Origin of the sequence: Brevundimonas halotolerans (assembly GCF_003730275.1) — a bacterium.
Taxonomy (GTDB): Bacteria; Pseudomonadota; Alphaproteobacteria; order Caulobacterales; family Caulobacteraceae; genus Brevundimonas; species Brevundimonas halotolerans.
Genome location: NZ_QTTA01000016.1, coordinates 165001 through 181596, shown reverse-complemented (window position 1 = coordinate 181596; position 16596 = coordinate 165001). Strand labels below are relative to the sequence as shown.

Annotated in this window: 14 protein-coding genes (1 of these 14 only partly in view); 7 read left to right on the top strand and 7 right to left on the bottom strand. The window is 67.0% G+C overall.

Going from position 1 to position 16596, the window contains the following annotated elements; translation table 11 throughout:
- Nucleotides 1–44: 44 nt before the first annotated feature.
- The gene (locus EG854_RS06965; RefSeq protein WP_123287210.1) at nt 45–806 is read right to left on the bottom strand and encodes a polysaccharide deacetylase family protein; all 762 of its coding nucleotides are present in this window, start codon (nt 804–806) and stop codon (nt 45–47) included.
- Nucleotides 807–912: 106 nt separating this feature from the next.
- On the opposite strand from EG854_RS06965, the gene EG854_RS06960 reads away from it, so the two are divergent.
- The 5 genes from EG854_RS06960 to EG854_RS06940 all read left to right on the top strand — a co-directional run bounded on the left by EG854_RS06960 (nt 913) and on the right by EG854_RS06940 (nt 7800).
- Nucleotides 913–1800 carry a glycine--tRNA ligase subunit alpha gene (locus tag EG854_RS06960; RefSeq protein ID WP_123287458.1) on the top strand — a complete coding sequence of 296 codons (888 nt, stop codon included), beginning with the start codon at nt 913–915 and terminating at the stop codon, nt 1798–1800.
- On the top strand, nt 1800–4208 hold the full coding sequence (gene glyS / locus EG854_RS06955; RefSeq protein ID WP_123287208.1) for a glycine--tRNA ligase subunit beta: 2409 nt from the start codon (nt 1800–1802) through the stop codon (nt 4206–4208). Before EG854_RS06960 ends, glyS begins: the two co-directional genes overlap by 1 nt.
- Before the next feature lie 109 nt (nt 4209–4317).
- The gene (locus tag EG854_RS06950; protein WP_123287206.1) at nt 4318–4698 is read left to right on the top strand and encodes an endonuclease domain-containing protein; all 381 of its coding nucleotides are present in this window, start codon (nt 4318–4320) and stop codon (nt 4696–4698) included.
- Nucleotides 4699–4828: 130 nt separating this feature from the next.
- Nucleotides 4829–7519 (top strand): pyruvate, phosphate dikinase, encoded by a 2691-nt coding sequence (gene ppdK / locus EG854_RS06945; protein ID WP_123287204.1) that lies wholly within the window; start codon nt 4829–4831, stop codon nt 7517–7519.
- Nucleotides 7520–7521: 2 nt separating this feature from the next.
- Nucleotides 7522–7800, top strand: coding sequence for a hypothetical protein (locus EG854_RS06940; protein WP_123287202.1), 279 nt, complete (start codon nt 7522–7524; stop codon nt 7798–7800).
- A 104-nt stretch (nt 7801–7904) separates the two neighbouring features.
- On the opposite strand, the gene EG854_RS06935 is transcribed toward EG854_RS06940, so the two are convergent.
- Nucleotides 7905–8735, bottom strand: coding sequence for a PhoH family protein (locus EG854_RS06935; RefSeq protein ID WP_123287200.1), 831 nt, complete (start codon nt 8733–8735; stop codon nt 7905–7907).
- 318 nt (nt 8736–9053) lie between these two features.
- Between EG854_RS06935 and EG854_RS06930 the strand changes: the two genes are divergently transcribed.
- Complete coding sequence (locus EG854_RS06930) at nt 9054–9581, top strand: gamma carbonic anhydrase family protein (RefSeq protein WP_123287198.1); 528 nt, start codon at nt 9054–9056, stop codon at nt 9579–9581.
- On the opposite strand, the gene EG854_RS06925 is transcribed toward EG854_RS06930, so the two are convergent.
- Complete coding sequence (locus EG854_RS06925) at nt 9578–10105, bottom strand: PAS domain-containing protein (RefSeq protein WP_164461919.1); 528 nt, start codon at nt 10103–10105, stop codon at nt 9578–9580. The genes EG854_RS06930 and EG854_RS06925 overlap by 4 nt on opposite strands.
- Nucleotides 10106–10470: 365 nt before the next feature.
- On the opposite strand from EG854_RS06925, the gene EG854_RS06920 reads away from it, so the two are divergent.
- Nucleotides 10471–11130 carry a hypothetical protein gene (locus EG854_RS06920; RefSeq protein WP_123287195.1) on the top strand — a complete coding sequence of 220 codons (660 nt, stop codon included), beginning with the start codon at nt 10471–10473 and terminating at the stop codon, nt 11128–11130.
- 127 nt (nt 11131–11257) lie between these two features.
- On the opposite strand, the gene EG854_RS06915 is transcribed toward EG854_RS06920, so the two are convergent.
- The 4 genes from EG854_RS06915 to hfaA all read right to left on the bottom strand — a co-directional run.
- The gene (locus tag EG854_RS06915) at nt 11258–14158 is read right to left on the bottom strand and encodes a M16 family metallopeptidase (RefSeq protein WP_123287193.1); all 2901 of its coding nucleotides are present in this window, start codon (nt 14156–14158) and stop codon (nt 11258–11260) included.
- Between the two features lie 143 nt (nt 14159–14301).
- Entirely contained in the window at nt 14302–15552 is a 1251-nt protein-coding gene (gene hfaD, locus EG854_RS06910) for a holdfast anchor protein HfaD (RefSeq protein WP_164461917.1), read from the bottom strand.
- Entirely contained in the window at nt 15479–16495 is a 1017-nt protein-coding gene (gene hfaB / locus EG854_RS06905) for a holdfast anchoring protein HfaB (RefSeq protein WP_123287189.1), read from the bottom strand. The genes hfaD and hfaB overlap by 74 nt, the downstream gene beginning before the upstream one ends.
- Nucleotides 16492–16596, bottom strand: partial view of a holdfast anchoring protein HfaA gene (hfaA, locus tag EG854_RS06900; RefSeq protein WP_123287187.1) — the end only. It continues 327 nt past the right edge of the window; 105 of the gene's 432 nt are visible here — the last part of the coding sequence; its start codon lies off the right edge, out of view; its stop codon occupies nt 16492–16494. Before hfaA ends, hfaB begins: the two co-directional genes overlap by 4 nt.

The window sequence follows — 16596 nt, the reverse complement described above, 5'->3', positions numbered from 1 at the left end:
CCCGGACCGATCCTCGGATCAAGTCCGAGGATGACGGGTCGTATTCAGGCGGCGCTGCGGACGAACTGGCGCCGCACACATTCCCCCCAAGCCCCGGCGACAGGCAGGATCGCCAGCCCCGCCTGTTTCGCCAGCGTCAGCACGTGGTCGAGGTCGGCGGGGGTGCAGCCATAGGGGGTGGGGTTGTCGGAGACGTCGTGGGCATAGGCGGTCAGCCAGCCGGCCTTGTCCGCCGCCTCGGCCATCATGGCCGGAAGGTCATAGCCGGGCAGGCGGCGGCTCTCCATGCCGAAGCTCTTGATCAGCATGCGGTCCTCGCGGCCGAGGTTCAGCCCTTCACGCACGCCGCGGGCCAGATCGAACCGGTCGCGCAGCACGCGTTTCGCACTGAGGGAGGCATCCCCGAACGGATAGGCAAAGGTCTGCATCCGATAGCCGTCCAGCCGCTCGGCCACCCAGCGGGCGTTGCGGTCCAGACTGTCGATCAGCGCCGGGCCGGCCAGCCGCAGCACGCTGTCGTGGCCGAAGGTATGACATCCGATCTCGTGGCCCGCCGCATGCAGTGCCTGAAGCTGTTCGGTCGTGAACTGGGGCAGGTCCAGATTGGTGCCGCGCTCCAGCCCGCCGCAGACGTAATAGGACGCCAGAACACCGTGGTCGGCCAGGATCGGTCCGGCGACGCTCCAGGCGCTCTCGGGAAAGTCGTCAAAGCTGAGGCTGAACAGGCCGCGCGCGGGGGCCACGGTTACGGCCTCGATCTCCAGATGGCGGGCGGCGCGCCTGCGAAATTGGTCCAGCTGTCTCATGGCGCCATCCTGCCCGCCGACGCTTAAGGAACGGTGCAGTCGCCTTGTCGCCACGGCCCGGCGCGTCTAGGGTCCGCCGCCTTCTTCCCCGGACGAAATGCCTGACGTGACCACCGAACCTCTCTCGTTTCAGGACCTGATCCTGACCCTCCACAAATACTGGGGCGATCAGGGGTGCGCGATCCTGCAGCCCTATGACATCGAGGTCGGGGCCGGCACCCTGCACCCCGCGACCGTGCTGCGCGCGCTGGGGCCGCGCCCGTGGAAGGCCGCCTATGTGCAGCCCAGCCGCCGGCCCGGCGATGGCCGCTATGGCGAAAATCCCAATAGATTACAGCACTATTACCAGTATCAAGTGATCCTGAAGCCCAATCCGGAGGACCTGCAGGCGCTCTATCTGGGGTCGCTGGAGGCGATCGGGATCGATCCAAAACTGCACGACATCCGCTTTGTCGAGGACGACTGGGAGAACCCGACGGTCGGGGCCTGGGGGCTGGGCTGGGAGGTCTGGTGCGACGGCATGGAGGTGACGCAGTTCACCTATTTTCAGGGCGTCGGCGGGATCGAGGTCGATGTGGTCTCGGGCGAGCTGACCTATGGGCTGGAGCGGCTGGCCATGTATGTGCAGGGCGTTGATAATGTTTACGACCTTCGCTTCAACAAGGACGGCCTGACCTATGGCGAGGTCTTCCTCGAGAACGAGCGCCAGCAGTCCGAGGCCAATTTCCACGGCTATGACGTCGATGGACTGAAGCGCCGGTTCGAGGACATGGTGGCCGAGGTCGAACGGTTCCTGGCGATGACCGGCCCGCAGGGTCAGGCCTTGGTCCTGCCCGCCTATGACCAGGTGCTGAAGGCCTCGCACCTGTTCAATCTCATGGATGCGCGCGGGGCGATCGCGGTTGCCGAACGGCAAAGCTATATCGGCCGCATCCGCGACCTGTGTAAGGCCTGCGCCACCGAATGGGTCGAGCAGGAAAGGGGACGTGCGTAATGCCCCAACTCCTTCTTGAACTGTTTTCCGAAGAGATCCCGGCGCGGATGCAGGCCGGGGCGGCGCGTGATCTGGAGCGGATGGCGACCGAGCGGCTCAAGGCGGCGGGCCTGACGTTCGAGGCGCTGACGACCTTTGCCGGGCCGCGACGGCTGACGCTGGTGGTCGAGGGGCTGCCGGCGGCGACGCCCGACCGCGAGGAAGAGATCAAGGGTCCGAAGACCAGCGCGCCCGAACAGGCGCTGGAGGGCTTCCTGCGCAAGACGGGTCTCGCCCGCGAGCAGCTGGTCGAGCGCGACGGCGTGCTGTTCGCCGTGGTCTCGGAAAAGGGGCGGGCGACCGCGACCCTGATCCCCGAGATGGTCGAGCGGATCGTGCGCGACTTCCCCTGGCCCAAGTCGATGCGCTGGGGCCCAAGGTCGCCAGATTCGGGATCGCTGCGCTGGGTGCGGCCGCTGAAGCGGATCGTCTGCCTGTTCGACGGGGCCGTGGTGCCGTTCGACATCGACGGCATTGCGAGCGGGGATATGACCGAGGGCCACCGCTTCATGGGCTCGGGCCAGCCGTTTGCGGTCAAGGATTTCGCCGACTATCGCGCCAAGCTGGAGCGCGACCATGTGCTGCTGGACGCCAGCGACCGGCGGCTGAAGATTCTGGAGGCGGCGCGGGCCGTGTGTCAGGCGCGCGGGCTGGAACTGGTCGATGACGACGGCCTGCTGGACGAGGTCGCCGGCCTGGCCGAATGGCCGACGCCGATCCTGGGCGAGATGGACCCCGCCTTCCTCGACCTGCCGCCCGAGGTGGTGCGCCTGTCGATGAAGGTGCACCAGAAGTATTTCGCTGTTTCTCTCCCCTCGCAAAGCGGGGGGAGTACCGCCGAAGGCGGGGAGGGGGGCGGACGCGCGCAGCGACTCGCCCCCAACTTCGTCGTGGTGGCCAATGTCGCCGCCAGCGATGGTGGCACGGCGCTGGCCGCCGGCAATGCCCGGGTGCTGTCGGCCCGCCTGAACGACGCCCGCTTCTTCTGGGACGAGGATCGCAAGGTCGGCTTCGACGTCTGGGCGAAGAAGCTGGAGGGCGTGACCTTCCACGCCAAACTGGGCACCCTGGCTGAACGGGTCGAGCGCATCGCCGCCCTGGCTCGCGAGATCGCCCCGCTGGTCGGCGCCGACGCCGATCAGGCCGAACAGGCCGCGCGTCTGGCCAAGGCCGATCTGGCCAGCGGCATGGTGGGCGAGTTCCCCGAGCTTCAGGGCGTCATGGGCGGGTATTATGCGCGCCTTGCCCCCACCCCCGCCCTTCAGGCGGACCCTCCCCACAAGGGGGAGGGAGACGGCGCCGATCTCCCTCCCCTTGATGGGGAGGGTGGCCGCGAAGCGGACGGGTGGGGGGACGCCGTCGCCGACGCCATCCGCGACCACTACAAGCCGCAAGGGCCGAACGATGCCGTGCCGACCGCGCCCCTGACCGTGGCCGTCGCCCTGGCCGACAAGCTGGATACGCTGGTCGGCTTCTTTGCCATTGACGAAAAACCCACGGGCTCGAAGGACCCGTTCGCGCTGAGACGCGCGGCGCTGGGCGTGATCCGGCTGGTGCTGGAGAACGGGGTGAGGGCGCCAATGGGAAGCGTGTCGATATACGCCACCAGCCGAGCCGCTGAAGCGGCAGATCGCCTTGCTAGGTCAGACGACCAGTGGGTACGCATAATGGCTGATCTGCATGGCTCCGTTCGGACGAACTTGGCTGGCAGATTGGAGAAGGTTCTTAAAGGTTGGAATCCTTATCCGGATGACGGGGGCAGCGCGCACTACGCAGCAGTGGTTCAGGTCCAAAATGTAGTCGCCGACCTCCTCGCCTTCTTCGCCGACCGGCTGAAGGTCCTGCTCCGCGATCAGGGGCAGCGGCACGATCTGGTGGATGCGGTGTTTGCGCTGGGCGACGACGATCTGGTGCGCATCGTGCGGCGGGTCGAGGCGCTGGGGGCCTTCCTCGAGACCGAGGACGGCGAGAACCTGCTGGCGGGCTACAAGCGGGCGTCCAACATCCTGCGGGCCGAGGCCAAGAAGGGCCCGCTGCCCGAGGGCGAACCCGTCGCGCTGGACGGCGCGCCGCCCGAGGAAACCGCCCTGATCGCCGCCGTGTCGAAGGCCGGAACCGAGGTCGATGCGGCGCTGGCCACCGAGGACTTTGCCGCCGCCATGACCGCGCTCAGCCACCTGCGCGCGCCGGTCGATGCCTTCTTCACCGCCGTGATGGTCAACTCCGACGTTCCCGCCGAGCGCGACACCCGCCTGAAACTGCTGGGCCAGGTCCGCACCGTCATGGGCCGCGTCGCGGACTTCGGGAAGGTGGGGGGTAGGGCCTTCTCCCCTCGGGGGAGAAGGTGGCTCGCGGAGCGAGACGGATGAGGGGGCGATTGAACCCGACTCGTCCGGTCGTCGATTCTTCGCTACCGTCCCCCTCATCCGTCGGCCTCCAGCCGACACCTTCTCCCCCGAGGGGAGAAGGGGAGGGGCGATGCATCAGTCACCGGACAAAACCCGCCGGGCGCGGCGTCTGCGATCCGACATGTCGCTGGCCGAGACGCGCTTCTGGCAGATGGTGCGGGATCGCAAGCTGGAGGGGCTGAAGTTCCGGCGACAGGCGCCACTCGCTGGGCTGACCGTCGACTTCTATTGCGCCGAGCTGAAGCTGGTCATCGAACTGGACGGGGGTGTGCATCGCCTGCGCGAGGCCGAGGACGCCGCGCGCGACGAGCGGCTGCGGGCGGCGGGCTTTGATGTAATCCGCGTCGGCAATGAGGCCTTTCTGAGCAATCCGAACACGCTGATCGCAGCGATCCGGCGACAGGCGGAGCAGATGGGGAAACGGCCCCCTCATCCGTCAGGCTTTGCCTGACACCTTCTCCCCCGAGGGGAGAGGGTATTCGCAACGTCACAGGCGCTCACGGATTGTTACGGCTGCGGCCTCGCCTTCGCGGGTGCGGCGCGCTAGTCAGAACTGGAGCAGTGAGGCGAGGACGGGCACGATGACTCAGTGGGTGTATGGCTTTGGCGGGGGATCGGCGGACGGTGAGTCGTCGATGAAGAACCTGCTGGGCGGCAAGGGGGCCAATCTGGCCGAGATGTCGTCGCTGGGCCTGCCGGTGCCGCCGGGCTTCACCATCACCACCGAGGCCTGCGTCCACTATTTCTCGAACGGGCAGAGCTATCCCGACGCCCTGGCCGATCAGGTGAAGGCCGGTCTGGAGAAGGTCGAGGCGATCACCGGCAAGACCTTTGGCGACGTCAAGAATCCGCTGCTGGTCTCGGTGCGGTCGGGCGCGCGGGCGTCGATGCCCGGCATGATGGACACGGTGCTGAACCTGGGCCTGAACGACCAGACGGTCGAGGGTCTGGCGGCCCTGTCGGGGGACCGGCGGTTCGCCCTGGACAGCTATCGCCGCTTCATCACCATGTATTCCAACGTCGTCCTCGGCCTCAGCCACGACGACTTCGAGGAGGTGCTGGACGATCATAAGGACCGTCTGGGCGTCACCATCGACACCGATCTGGATGCCGACCACTGGCAGGCGGTGATCGCCGACTATCTGGCCGTGGTCGAGGACCGGCTGGGCCAGCCCTTTCCGCAGGATCCGCACGCCCAGCTGTGGGGCGCGATCGGCGCCGTGTTCGACAGCTGGATGAACGACCGGGCGAAATTCTATCGCCGTATGCACGACATCCCCGAAAGCTGGGGTACGGCGGTCAATATCCAGTCGATGGTGTTCGGCAATATGGGCCAGACCTCGGCGACCGGGGTGGCGTTCACGCGCAACCCCTCGACCGGTGAGGCCAAGCTGTATGGCGAGTTCCTGATCAATGCCCAGGGCGAGGATGTGGTCGCGGGCATCCGCACGCCCCAGTCGCTGACCCGGGCCGGCCGCGAGGAGATGGGCGAGACGGCGCCGTCGATGGAAGAGGCCATGCCCGAGGTGTTCGGGCAGTTTGTCGAGGTCGTCGGGCGTCTGGAGACCCACTACCGCGACATGCAGGACATCGAGTTCACGGTCGAGCAGGGCCGGCTGTGGATGCTGCAGACCCGCAACGGCAAGCGCACGGCCAAGTCGGCGCTGAAGATTGCGGTCGATCTGGCCTCCGAAGGCGTGATCTCGGAGGAGGAGGCGGTCAGCCGCGTCGAGCCCTCGGCGCTGGATCAGCTGCTGCACCCGACGCTTGATCCCAAGGCCGAGCGGCGTGTGGTGGCGGCGGGCCTGCCGGCTAGCCCCGGGGCCGCGACCGGCAAGGTCGTGTTCAATTCCGACGAGGCCGAGCGGATGGGCCAACTGGGCGACGCGGTCATTCTGGTGCGTGAGGAGACCTCGCCCGAGGACATCCACGGCATGCATGCGGCACGCGGCATCGTCACGGCGCGCGGCGGCATGACCAGCCACGCGGCGGTGGTGGCCCGCGGCATGGGACGCCCTTGTGTCTCCGGTGCCGGGGAAATTCATATCGATGAAAAGGCCGGGACCTTCACCGCCCGGGGCCGGACCTTCAAGGCCGGGGAGATCATCACCATCGACGGCTCGAAGGGCGAGGTTCTGGACGGGGCCGTGCCGATGATCGAGCCGGAGCTGACCGGCGATTTCCAGACGCTGATGGCCTGGGCCGACAAGGTGCGCCGCCTGCGCGTGCGGGCCAATGCCGAGACGCCGCTGGATGCGAAGACCGCGCGCGGGTTCGGCGCCGAGGGCATCGGTCTGTGCCGGACCGAGCACATGTTCTTTGACGACACCCGCATCGCCGCCGTGCGCGAGATGATCCTGGCCGATGACGAGGCGGGTCGCCGCGCGGCGCTGTCGAAGATCGCGCCGTTCCAGAAGTCGGACTTTGTCGAGCTGTTCCAGATCATGGCGGGCCTGCCGGTCACCATCCGTCTGCTGGATCCGCCGCTGCATGAGTTCATTCCCCACACCGAGGCCGAGATCGATGCCCTGGCCACAACCCAGGGGCTGGACGCCGCCAAGCTGAAGCGCCGCGCCAAGGAGCTGCACGAAACCAATCCCATGCTGGGCCACCGGGGTTGCCGGCTGGGGGTCGCCTATCCCGAAATCTACGAGATGCAGGTGCGGGCGATCATCGAGGCGGCGCTGGAAGTACAGGCCACCTCGGGCGAGGCGCCCCTGCCCGAGATCATGCACCCGCTGGTCGCGCTCGGTCTGGAGATGAAATATCTGCGCGAGCTGACCGACCGGACGGCGAAGGCGGTGTTCGAGGAGACCGGCCAGTCGATCGCCTATCTGGTCGGCACCATGATCGAGCTGCCCCGCGCCGCCCTGCGCGCCGGCGACCTGGCCGAACATGCGCAGTTCTTCAGCTTCGGCACCAACGACCTGACCCAGACCACCTTCGGCATTTCGCGCGACGATTCGGGCCGGTTCCTGCAGGCCTATATGGACAAGGGCATCTTCGAGACCGATCCCTTCGTCCGGCTGGATCAGGAAGGCGTCGGCGACCTGATCCGCATCGCGGCCGAGCGCGGCCGGGCCGTGCGCGCCGACGTCAAACTGGGCATCTGCGGCGAACACGGGGGCGATCCGTCCTCGATCGCCTTCTGCGAGGGCGCCGGGCTGGATTATGTCAGCTGCTCGCCCTACCGCGTGCCGATCGCCCGCCTTGCCGCAGCGCAAGCTGCTCTTGATGCACGGTCCGGGACGGAGCGTGAGAAGGACCGCTGACAATGGTCAGGACCGGGGCTCGGCTGATCCTCGGCCTTCTGGTGCTCGCGGGCCCGTTCGTCGGCTTCTGGCTGGAAAGCCTGCGCGTGGGCGACAATGCCGAGCAGGCGGTCGGTGGCCTTGCGTGGGGAGCGCTGGCTTCTGTGCTTGCGGCGGTCGGTCTGGGCTTGCTGGCAAGAGGGTCCGGCACGGCCCGGTTCAAGTGGTTCGCCGTCAGCATGGGCGGCGCCTTGGCCCTCTGGCTGATGCTCGCAGGGGTGGGCGATATCCTGAGCCGCTGACCACAGATGACCGTCGCCGACAGGAAGAGGGGCGGCACGCGCGGCCGCCCCCTCCACCATCTCCGATGGTCCCCCTCCCCCGTGAACGGGGGAGGAGCAACTGATCACAGCACCCCGATCATGGAGGCAACCAGCGGGTGGCGGACGATGTCGCGCTCGGCCAGTTTGACGACGGCGATGTCGGGCACGGCCTTCAGGCGCTCGGCGACGTCGGACAGGCCCGAGATGCCGGGCAGCAGGTCGGACTGTTGCGGATCGCCGGTGACCACCATGGTCGAATGCCAGCCCAGCCGGGTCAGCAGCATCTTGAGCTGGACGTAGGTGCAGTTCTGGGCCTCGTCGACGACCACGAAGGCGTTGTTCAGCGTGCGGCCGCGCATATAGCCGATGGGGGCGATCTCGATCAGACCCTCGGCCATCAGGGCCTTGACCCGCTTCATGCTGAGCCGGTCAGACAGGGCGTCGTAGAGGGGGCGCAGATAGGGGGCCAGCTTGTCCTCCATGTCTCCGGGCAGGAAGCCGATCGATTCGCCGGCCTCGACCGCCGGGCGGCTGAGGACGATGCGACCGACCTTGCCGGCCTCGAGCGCCTCGACCGCCTTGGCGACGGCCAGATAGGTCTTGCCGGTGCCGGCCGGCCCGAGCGCCAGAACCATATTGTGCGCGTCGATGGCCTCCATCAGCTCGGCCTGGCCCTCCGATTTGGGCTTGAGCGTCTTCAGATAGGCCTGATCCCGGTCGTCATTGGACGGATAGGGCGACCAGCCGCCACCGCCCTGTTCACCCCGTCGCGGCCGACCCTGACCCACATGCGGCGGAAGACGCCGGACCTTGGCCTCCTGAATGAATTCAGGCGTATCGAGGACACCGAACTCGCGGGCGGCTTCGCGGGTCTGACGCTTGAGGGCTGAGCGCTTGGTCATGGACGACTCCAGGGCATGAAAAAAGGCGATACCGAAACGGCACCGCCTGACAGGGCTTGGGGGAGGAATTCATCGCCGATGGCGACGCAACGACCGGGGTCGGGACGAAAGCCGCGGGAGGCGGCCCTGTCTTTGAGAGGGATGTCGTTCAACGGGTGACCCCGTCGAGCCCGGCACACCATGCGCCACCTCCGAAAGCGACTGCGCCGGGCGGAAAACCCGACGGCGAGGCCAAGATTGGTCTGATCTCGAATCGCCTCAACATCCTGATGCTAACGTGGTTTAAGGAGTGTTAAAGCCACTATCTGCTGAATATAGGGACGGGTTCGGATGAGTGTTCACACCTTGGGCGACAAGAAACCTCAGCTTCCTCCCGAGGGGGAATACTGGATCGCGCCGAACGCCACCGTCATTGGTGACGTGATTCTGAAGCCGGGGGCCAGTGTCTGGTTCGGGGCTGTGGTGCGGGGCGACAATGATCCAATCACCATCGGGCGCGACACCAACATCCAGGACGGCAGCGTGCTGCACTCCGACCCCGGCGAGCCGCTGACCATCGGCGATGGGGTGACGGTCGGCCATATGGTGATGCTGCACAGCTGTGAAATCGGCGACAACAGCCTGATCGGCATCGGGGCGGTGGTGCTGGGCCGGGCAAAGATCGGCAAGAACTGCCTGATCGGGGCCAACACCCTGATCACCGAGGGCAAGGAGATCCCGGACAATTCGCTGGTGATGGGCCAGCCGGGCAAGGTGGTGCGGACGCTGGAGCCGGGCCAGATCGAGGCGCTGAAGGCCTCGGCCGCCCACTATGTCGCCAACTGGAAACGCTACGCGTCAGACTTGTCTGAAGGTTAGGCGACGCGCCGGCCCTGCAGCGCGATCAGCTGGGGCCGGGCGCGGGGCGGTTCGCCGACGGCCAGACTGGCGTGGGCCGACAGGCGCGTGGGCGGTCGGCTGACGGGCTGGCCAAAGCCGCGCGGGCGGTACAGGCCAACGATCCGGTCGGCGCGACTGCTGGGCCCTCTCAGGGGGACCAGAGGCATTTCGATGCCGCCGGGCAGGCGCGGGCAGTCTCCGGTCAGGATCACTGGCCGAATCTCCTGCAGGCATTGGGCCAGAGCCGATTCGACCAGCGGCAGCGACGCGTGGTCCCACAGGTCGCGCCAGGCATGGCCGCTGAGCGGGCGCCCGTGCAGCGCCTCGATCCAGTCGCCGGCCAGACGGATGCGGCTGGCTTGCGGGCGATAGTCCAGCAGAAACAGCCGGGTCACCAGCGGCCCCAGCGACAGGGCGTCGAGGTCCCGCCGGTCGGGAATACGCGAGGCGCCCGGAAGCGCGCTCCAGGTCTCGATCAGCCGTGTTGTCTCAGTATGAAACATCCCGAACGCTCCTGACGGAGGCGTCGCAAGGCGGGGGCCACGGCAAAGCGCAACGGAAACGAAAGGGTTTGGCCCGCATCCTTGAGGGTGAACGGCCCGGTTCTTGCTGGACTCGCGGCGACTGACCACTGAAGGAGACCTGCGCATGCGGGTGCGGATTATCCAGGGACTGGTGGCGATGGCGGGCTTTTTTGCCGTTATGGCTGCTGCCGATACGGCCCAGGCGCAATGTGGTTCGGGCTGTCACCCGCCGCCCCCGCCTCCGTGCTGTGAGCCCCCCCCCGCCGCCGCCGCCCCCCCCGCCGCCGCCCAATCCGTGCTGCGAGCAACCGCCCGCCCCGCCGTGCTGCGGCGGAGGCGGCAATGTGAATGTGAACATCAACGTCAATGCGAACGCCAATGCCTCGGCCTCGGCGCGCATCAACGCCCGGGGCGGCTCGACCGTGGTCGTCGGTGGCGGAGGTGGCGCCTATTTCAGCTCGACGCCGCGCTATCCGACCACCATCCAGGGCCTGAATGTCGAGGGCGGACTGATCCGCGAGACGATTCGCGTGCCCTATACGGAGGTGCGCCGGTTCCGGAAGCGGGTGGTGATCCAGGCGGTCTGTATCGACGACCGCAATGTGCCCCATCCGGCCTCACAGGTGCGCGGCGATCGCGAGATCTTCGAGGACTACGAGGGCGAACTGTACCGCTGCCTCGCCGGCAGCTGGCTGCAGGTCACCATGTCCGAATATGAGGGCGAGACCCGGTCCGACCACGGCGAGACCATCGTCTGCCGCAAGGGCGAGGCCCTGTGGTACGGCGGACGCGAAAGCCGGATGGAATGCCGTCCGCAGCGCCCGGAGCGCGACTGTAACGAGCGCTCGCTGCTGCGCCGCTATGGCGCAGGGGTGAAGATCCTGACCCTCTACCGCGAGGAAACCTATACCGAATACCGGGAAGAGATCGTCGAGCGCGAAGGTCTGGCTATATCGGGCTCGTTCCTGATGCTGGACGGCGGCGTCGGGTCTCGCGGCTATTGATCGCCAGCCTGAAGGGCGGGTTCAGCCCCCCTTCACGTGCGAGATCGCAGACTACAGGCGACTGGCTTCTCTGTCGGTCCTCCTGAGAGAAACTGGCCCCGGAGAGCGATCTCCGGGGCCTTTTTTCTTACTCGGTGGAGGCTTCGGCTTCGGCCTGGGCGCGCGGGGTCACCTGGATGCGGTAGGCCTCAGAGGGCACCAGATATTTCCGCGCCACGGCCTGGAGGTCAGCCGGAGTGGCCGACTCCATGTCGCTCAGCGCCGAACGCAGGGTCGGCAGGCGCTCCGGATCGGTCTGGGCGTCCTGAAGCTCGGACATCCAGAAGCCGTTGGTGTTCTGGCTGCGGCGCAGGGCCTCGACGCGCGGGCGACGGGCGCGTTCCAACTCGTCCTCGGTGACCGGGCTGGCGACCAGATCGGCGGCGATCTGGTCGACGTCGGCGAAGAAGCCTTCCAGCTTCTCGGGCGGGGCCTCGATGGCCGCCGACATATAGCCGTAGCCTTCGAAGGTGCCCGACGCGGTGGCACTGACCTGCGGGGAATAGGTCACCGCCTGGCCCTCGCGCAGTTCGTCGATCAGGCGCAGGCGCAGCACATCGGCCAGCAGGCGGACCATGCGGGCCTCGCGCGGGTCGCTGAAGTTGTCACCGGTCGGCCAGGCGACGAAGCCGAGGGCCTGATCAGGACGGCCGCCGTGCTTCAGCTCGACCGGCTGGGCCACACCATCCGGGAAGGACGAGGTGCGGGCCTCGGCGGTCGGCGTGGCGGCGGGGCCGCGTGCGGGCAGGCTTCCGACGGTTGCCGCGACGGACTGAATGGCCGCATCGACATCGACGTCGCCGACGATGATGACCTCGATAGGACCCTGCGACAGGTCGCTGCTGACCAGATTGCGCAGGTCATCGATCGACCATTCGGCGATCTGTTCCAGCGTCGGAATGGTCCAGCGAGCGTCGCCCGAGCGCAGCAGGCCCGATCCGTCGCGCGCGAACACGCCGCCGGTGGTCGCATCCAGTTGCGGCAGGACCAGACGGAACTGGCCGCGGGCGCGCTCGAACGGCTCGGGACGCCAGCCGGCATCGGTCAGATAGGCGGTCAGCACCTGCATCTGCAGGTCCAGATCCTCGGTCCGGGTCGTGCCGGACAGGCGATAGGACTCTTCGTCCGCCGACAAGGAGACACCATACACCTTGCCCGACAGGACGGTTTCGAGCTGCTCGGCCGTCAGCTGGCCAAGGCCGCCCTCACCGAAGGTCTGGCCCAGCGCCAGCGCCGCCGTCGGCTCGTCGGTCGGCAGGGACAGGAAGCCCGTCCCGGTGCGGATCGAGACCAGCACCTGATCGTCAGTGAAGTCGGTCGGCTTGATGGTCAGGCGCACGCCGTTGTCGAAGGTGACAAAGGTGGTGCCGATGTCCTCGACGACCTCGGTCGAGGCGACCGTGCCGGGGGTGCCGAACTCGGTATAGGGCCAGTCGACCCGGGCCTCGGCCTCAAGGGCTGCGACCTCGGTCTGCTGCGAGGCTTCATAAGCGGCGAGGATGGCCGCGTCGCCGCCCTCGATGGCATCCGGGCCGGTGACGAAGATCAGCGGGCCCTGACCGGTGAAGGTCCCGTTCAGAACGTCATTGACCTCGTCCAGCGTCAGATCGGCGACAATGGCCTCGAACATGGCCAGGTCAGTCTCGGGGGCGGTGAAGACCTCATCGTTGTTGACCGAGGCGGCGAGGCTGTTGGCCAGATTGGGCGTGCGGCGCGTGGCGGCCCCGGCGACATTTTCCTCAAGCGCGGTGCGGATCTCGGTGATCTCGCGGTCCAGCTCTTCCTGGGTGATGCCGAACTCGACGATCCGGCGCTGCTCCTGGTCGATGGCGGCAAGCGCGCCGTCCCAGTTGCCGTCCTGGTAGACGGCCGAGACCGTGGCCACCTCGGCCGAGCCGAACAGGTTCGAACGGCTGCCCGAGGCGCCGATGAAGGGAGGGTTCTCACCCCGGGCCAGGCGCTGCAGGCGGCGGTTCAGCACGCGCAGGCCAAGGCCCTCGACCAGACCCTCACGCTGGACGGCCATGGTGTCGGGGCGGGTGTCGGGCGGATTGACCCAGGTGATCTGGATCGAGGGCTGGACGCCGGCCTCGATATAGGAGCCCGCCTCCAGGCCGCGCGGCTTGACCGTGCCGAGGTCGGGTTCGGCGCCGTCGGCCGCAGGATTCTGCCAGTCGCCGAAGGTGGCGATGATCTTGGCTTCCATGACGTCGACGTCGAAGTCACCGACGGCGATGACGGTGGCGCGCGACGGGCGGTAATAGGCGCTGTAGAACTCGACGAAACGCTCTCGCGGCGCGTTGGCCAGCACCGAGGTCGAGCCGATTGGCAGACGGTCGGGGACCAGCTGGTCCTTCAGGAAGAAGTCGAGCTGGGCGATGACCGAGCGCAGGCCCGGTCCGGCGCGCGTGCGCTCTTCCGACAGGACGATGCCACGCTCCCGGTCGATGGCGTCGGCCGACAGGGTGGCATTGCCGAGCATGTCACGCAGGATCATCAGCGAGGTGTCGACGGTTTCCTCGTCGGTCTGGGGCAGGTCCAGCTTGTAGACGGTCTCGTCAAAGCCGGTGGACGCGTTGGTGTCGGCGCCGAACGCCAGACCCAGACGCTCGAGGGTCCGGGTCAGCTCGCCCTCGGGGATGTTGGTCGAGCCGTTGAAGGCCATGTGCTCGATGAAGTGGGCCAGACCCAGCTGGTCGTCATTCTCCATCAGCGAGCCGGCGTCGATGCGGACGCGCAGAGAGGCCTGTCCCGGCGGGGTGGTGTTGCGCACGATGGCATAGCGCAGGCCGTTGGGCAGCTGGCCGAAGCGGACGGCGCTATCGGCCGGGATGTCGCTGATCTCATGGGCCCACGGATCGGAGGGGCGCATGGCGTTGGCCGAGACGGCGGCGGCGTCCTGGGCCTGGACCAGGGACGGCAGGCCGGCGCCGGCGATCACCGCCAGGCTGGAGGCGGCAACAAGCAGAAGGCGGCGGGGAGAACGCATCGGGACAACTCCGTTGGGCGCGCGCGGCGTCCTGACGGACACCGGACGTGCGGGATCGAAAGGCCCGAAGATCGGGCCGTCCGGACCACCCTAGCGGAGGGAAGCGGCGGTTTGAACGACCGCAGCGCGTTTATTAACGCGAGTTAATTTCCGCTGCGCGACACATAGAAGGTCGCGGCATTGCCGACGGCATTGGTGCCGGTGATCACGGCGCGGTTCGTGCCGTTGATCGTGGTCTGGGCCGTGGCGCTGACATTGCCGCTGTTGGCCTGATTGTTCGTGGCGTCGATGTAGCCCGCGCAGTCGGCACAGGCGAAGCCGGTCACGACATTGCCCGCCGCATCGGCCCCGACATAGGCGTCATAGCCCTGGGTGCCCGAGACCTGGGCGTTGACCGCCACGCCGCCCGTGTTGATCTGGGTGTTGTCGATCTCGACATAGATGTCGTTGTTGCCGACCGAGACCTCATTGGCCACGCCGCGCGCATAGGAATTGACCGCGCCGTAATCGTAGGAGGTGACGATGGACTGGGACTGGATCTGGCTGGAATTGTCCTGACGGGTGGTGGCGACCACCGATCCGCCCTGATTGGACAGGACCACGCGATTGGCCCCGGCATTGGCGCGGCCGGCCAGATCCCAGGAATTGCCCGCATTGGCGCTGACGCCGGAATCGATGATGCCGCCGGTCGAGCGCTGGTCGATGGTCATGTTCTGACCGGTGACAGAGGTGCCGGTGACGGACACCACATTGGCGACAGCCTGGGCCGTGAACTCGGCCTCCGCCGGGATATACTGGGTCGCGGCATAGTTGGAGGCGCGGATGTTGGCGTCCGACCACTGCACGGCGGTGCCCTCGAAATAGCTGCGTTCGCCGCCGAGGGCCACGGTGTTGCCAATGGCCGAGGCGTCGATATAGGCCCCGCCCAGCAGGCGCTCATTGCCTTCGGCCATCGTCGAAGTGGCGACGATCTCGACGTCGCTGACCGTCTGGGCCGAATCGACCGTCAGATTGGCGTCAGAAGCGCTGAGGCCCAGATAGTTGCCATTGGCCTGGGTGACACCGCTGACCACGCCCTCGGTGTCGCCGCCCAGTACAAAGGTGGTGTCGGCGCGCACGTTGCCCTGCATCGACTGGGTCGAGGTGACAGTCATGTCGCCGCCCTCAACGCCGCCCGCCAGGCTGTTGCCGGTCGCGGAATTGCTGACGGTCACCTGCTCCGACGAATCGACCACGTCCAGCGTCTGCTCGGCGAATACGTCGCCGAACTGCATCTGTTCGTTCAGGACAATCGACGGGTCCTGATCCTGCGCGGCAGCCTCAGTAGCGACTGCGGCGCACATCACCGTCGCGGCGATCATGCCAGCGAGACGGATCGGCACGAGTCTGGCCATTGTTCGTCTCCGTATTGGGATAGGCGGGGTAATAGTTGCCGGTCGGGCCATAGGTGTCGCGCAGCAACTCGTTCTGCGTATCGAGGCAGATTTCCGGGCCGGGAGCGCCGTACAGATTTGCCATGAATTCGATGACGGCGCGCTCGACCAGCGAGCGAACGGCCAGCTGGACCGGCTCGAACCCGCCTTCGCCGGCGGAGATGTCAAAGATGTTGCCGTTCAGGAAGTCGAACACCCCGGCCGAGATTTCCCGACCGATGATCTGCTTCTGATACGAGACCACATCGACGATCTCGAGCGAGGTCGTCTGCACCAGACGCAGGTCCAGGGCGACGTTCATCACATACATGCGGCCCTGGAAGACGCCGGAAAACGGAGTTTCGGTATCGGCCTGTCCGCCGCCAAAGTCCCAGCCCGCTGAGCGGATGTTGTAGTTCACCTCGGTGATGCCACCGACGATATAGAAGTCCGAGCCCGGGACCTGGCCGGCGATGATGCGGCGGTAGCCGGGGTCAGCGAGGTCGCCCGTGCCTTCGTCGCCGATCAGCTTGTTGTTGGCGTAGCGTAGTTCCAGCTCGGACACCGAGGTGTCGAACCGCTCGACCATGATCGCGCCCGACTTGGCCAAGGCCGAGGTGGCCATCAGCGAGGCGCCGCCGGTGATCTGGCGGCCGCCATCCGGCGAGATGGTGCCTGTATAGTCGGCGATCTGACCCACGGCGATGCGCGGCGAGGGCAGGCCATAGGTGCGAGCATAATCCGCCAGACAGAACAGGGCGGTGGAATAGGGGGTCGGGTTGGCCGTCACGGGCGCATTGCCGATCGGCGTGGCATAGAGACCGGCATTGCTGGCGACAGGGGCAATACAGCCGGACAGCATGGCGGCGGCGGCGCAGGCTGCAGCGCCCGGTTTCAGCCAGCGAGAGATCGGGGAGGGGCTCATGGCAGGTCAATCGTTCCGTTCAGCGCCGTACCGGCGTTGATGTTGCCCGTATTGGTCTGGGTCGAGTTGACGATGACGGTGTTCCAGTTGCCCTGGACGAC

What these genes read in the sequence shown, in the direction of transcription:
- hfaD (WP_164461917.1), bottom strand. Translation starts at nt 15,552, where the DNA reads ATGGCCAGACTCGTGCCGATCCGTCTCGCTGGCATGATCGCCGCGACG.
- EG854_RS06930 (WP_123287198.1), top strand. Translation starts at nt 9,054, where the DNA reads ATGAGTGTTCACACCTTGGGCGACAAGAAACCTCAGCTTCCTCCCGAG.
- hfaB (WP_123287189.1), bottom strand. Translation starts at nt 16,495, where the DNA reads ATGAGCCCCTCCCCGATCTCTCGCTGGCTGAAACCGGGCGCTGCAGCC.
- ppdK (WP_123287204.1), top strand. Translation starts at nt 4,829, where the DNA reads ATGACTCAGTGGGTGTATGGCTTTGGCGGGGGATCGGCGGACGGTGAG.
- glyS (WP_123287208.1), top strand. Translation starts at nt 1,800, where the DNA reads ATGCCCCAACTCCTTCTTGAACTGTTTTCCGAAGAGATCCCGGCGCGG.
- EG854_RS06940 (WP_123287202.1), top strand. Translation starts at nt 7,522, where the DNA reads ATGGTCAGGACCGGGGCTCGGCTGATCCTCGGCCTTCTGGTGCTCGCG.
- EG854_RS06950 (WP_123287206.1), top strand. Translation starts at nt 4,318, where the DNA reads ATGCATCAGTCACCGGACAAAACCCGCCGGGCGCGGCGTCTGCGATCC.
- EG854_RS06915 (WP_123287193.1), bottom strand. Translation starts at nt 14,158, where the DNA reads ATGCGTTCTCCCCGCCGCCTTCTGCTTGTTGCCGCCTCCAGCCTGGCG.
- EG854_RS06925 (WP_164461919.1), bottom strand. Translation starts at nt 10,105, where the DNA reads ATGTTTCATACTGAGACAACACGGCTGATCGAGACCTGGAGCGCGCTT.
- EG854_RS06965 (WP_123287210.1), bottom strand. Translation starts at nt 806, where the DNA reads ATGAGACAGCTGGACCAATTTCGCAGGCGCGCCGCCCGCCATCTGGAG.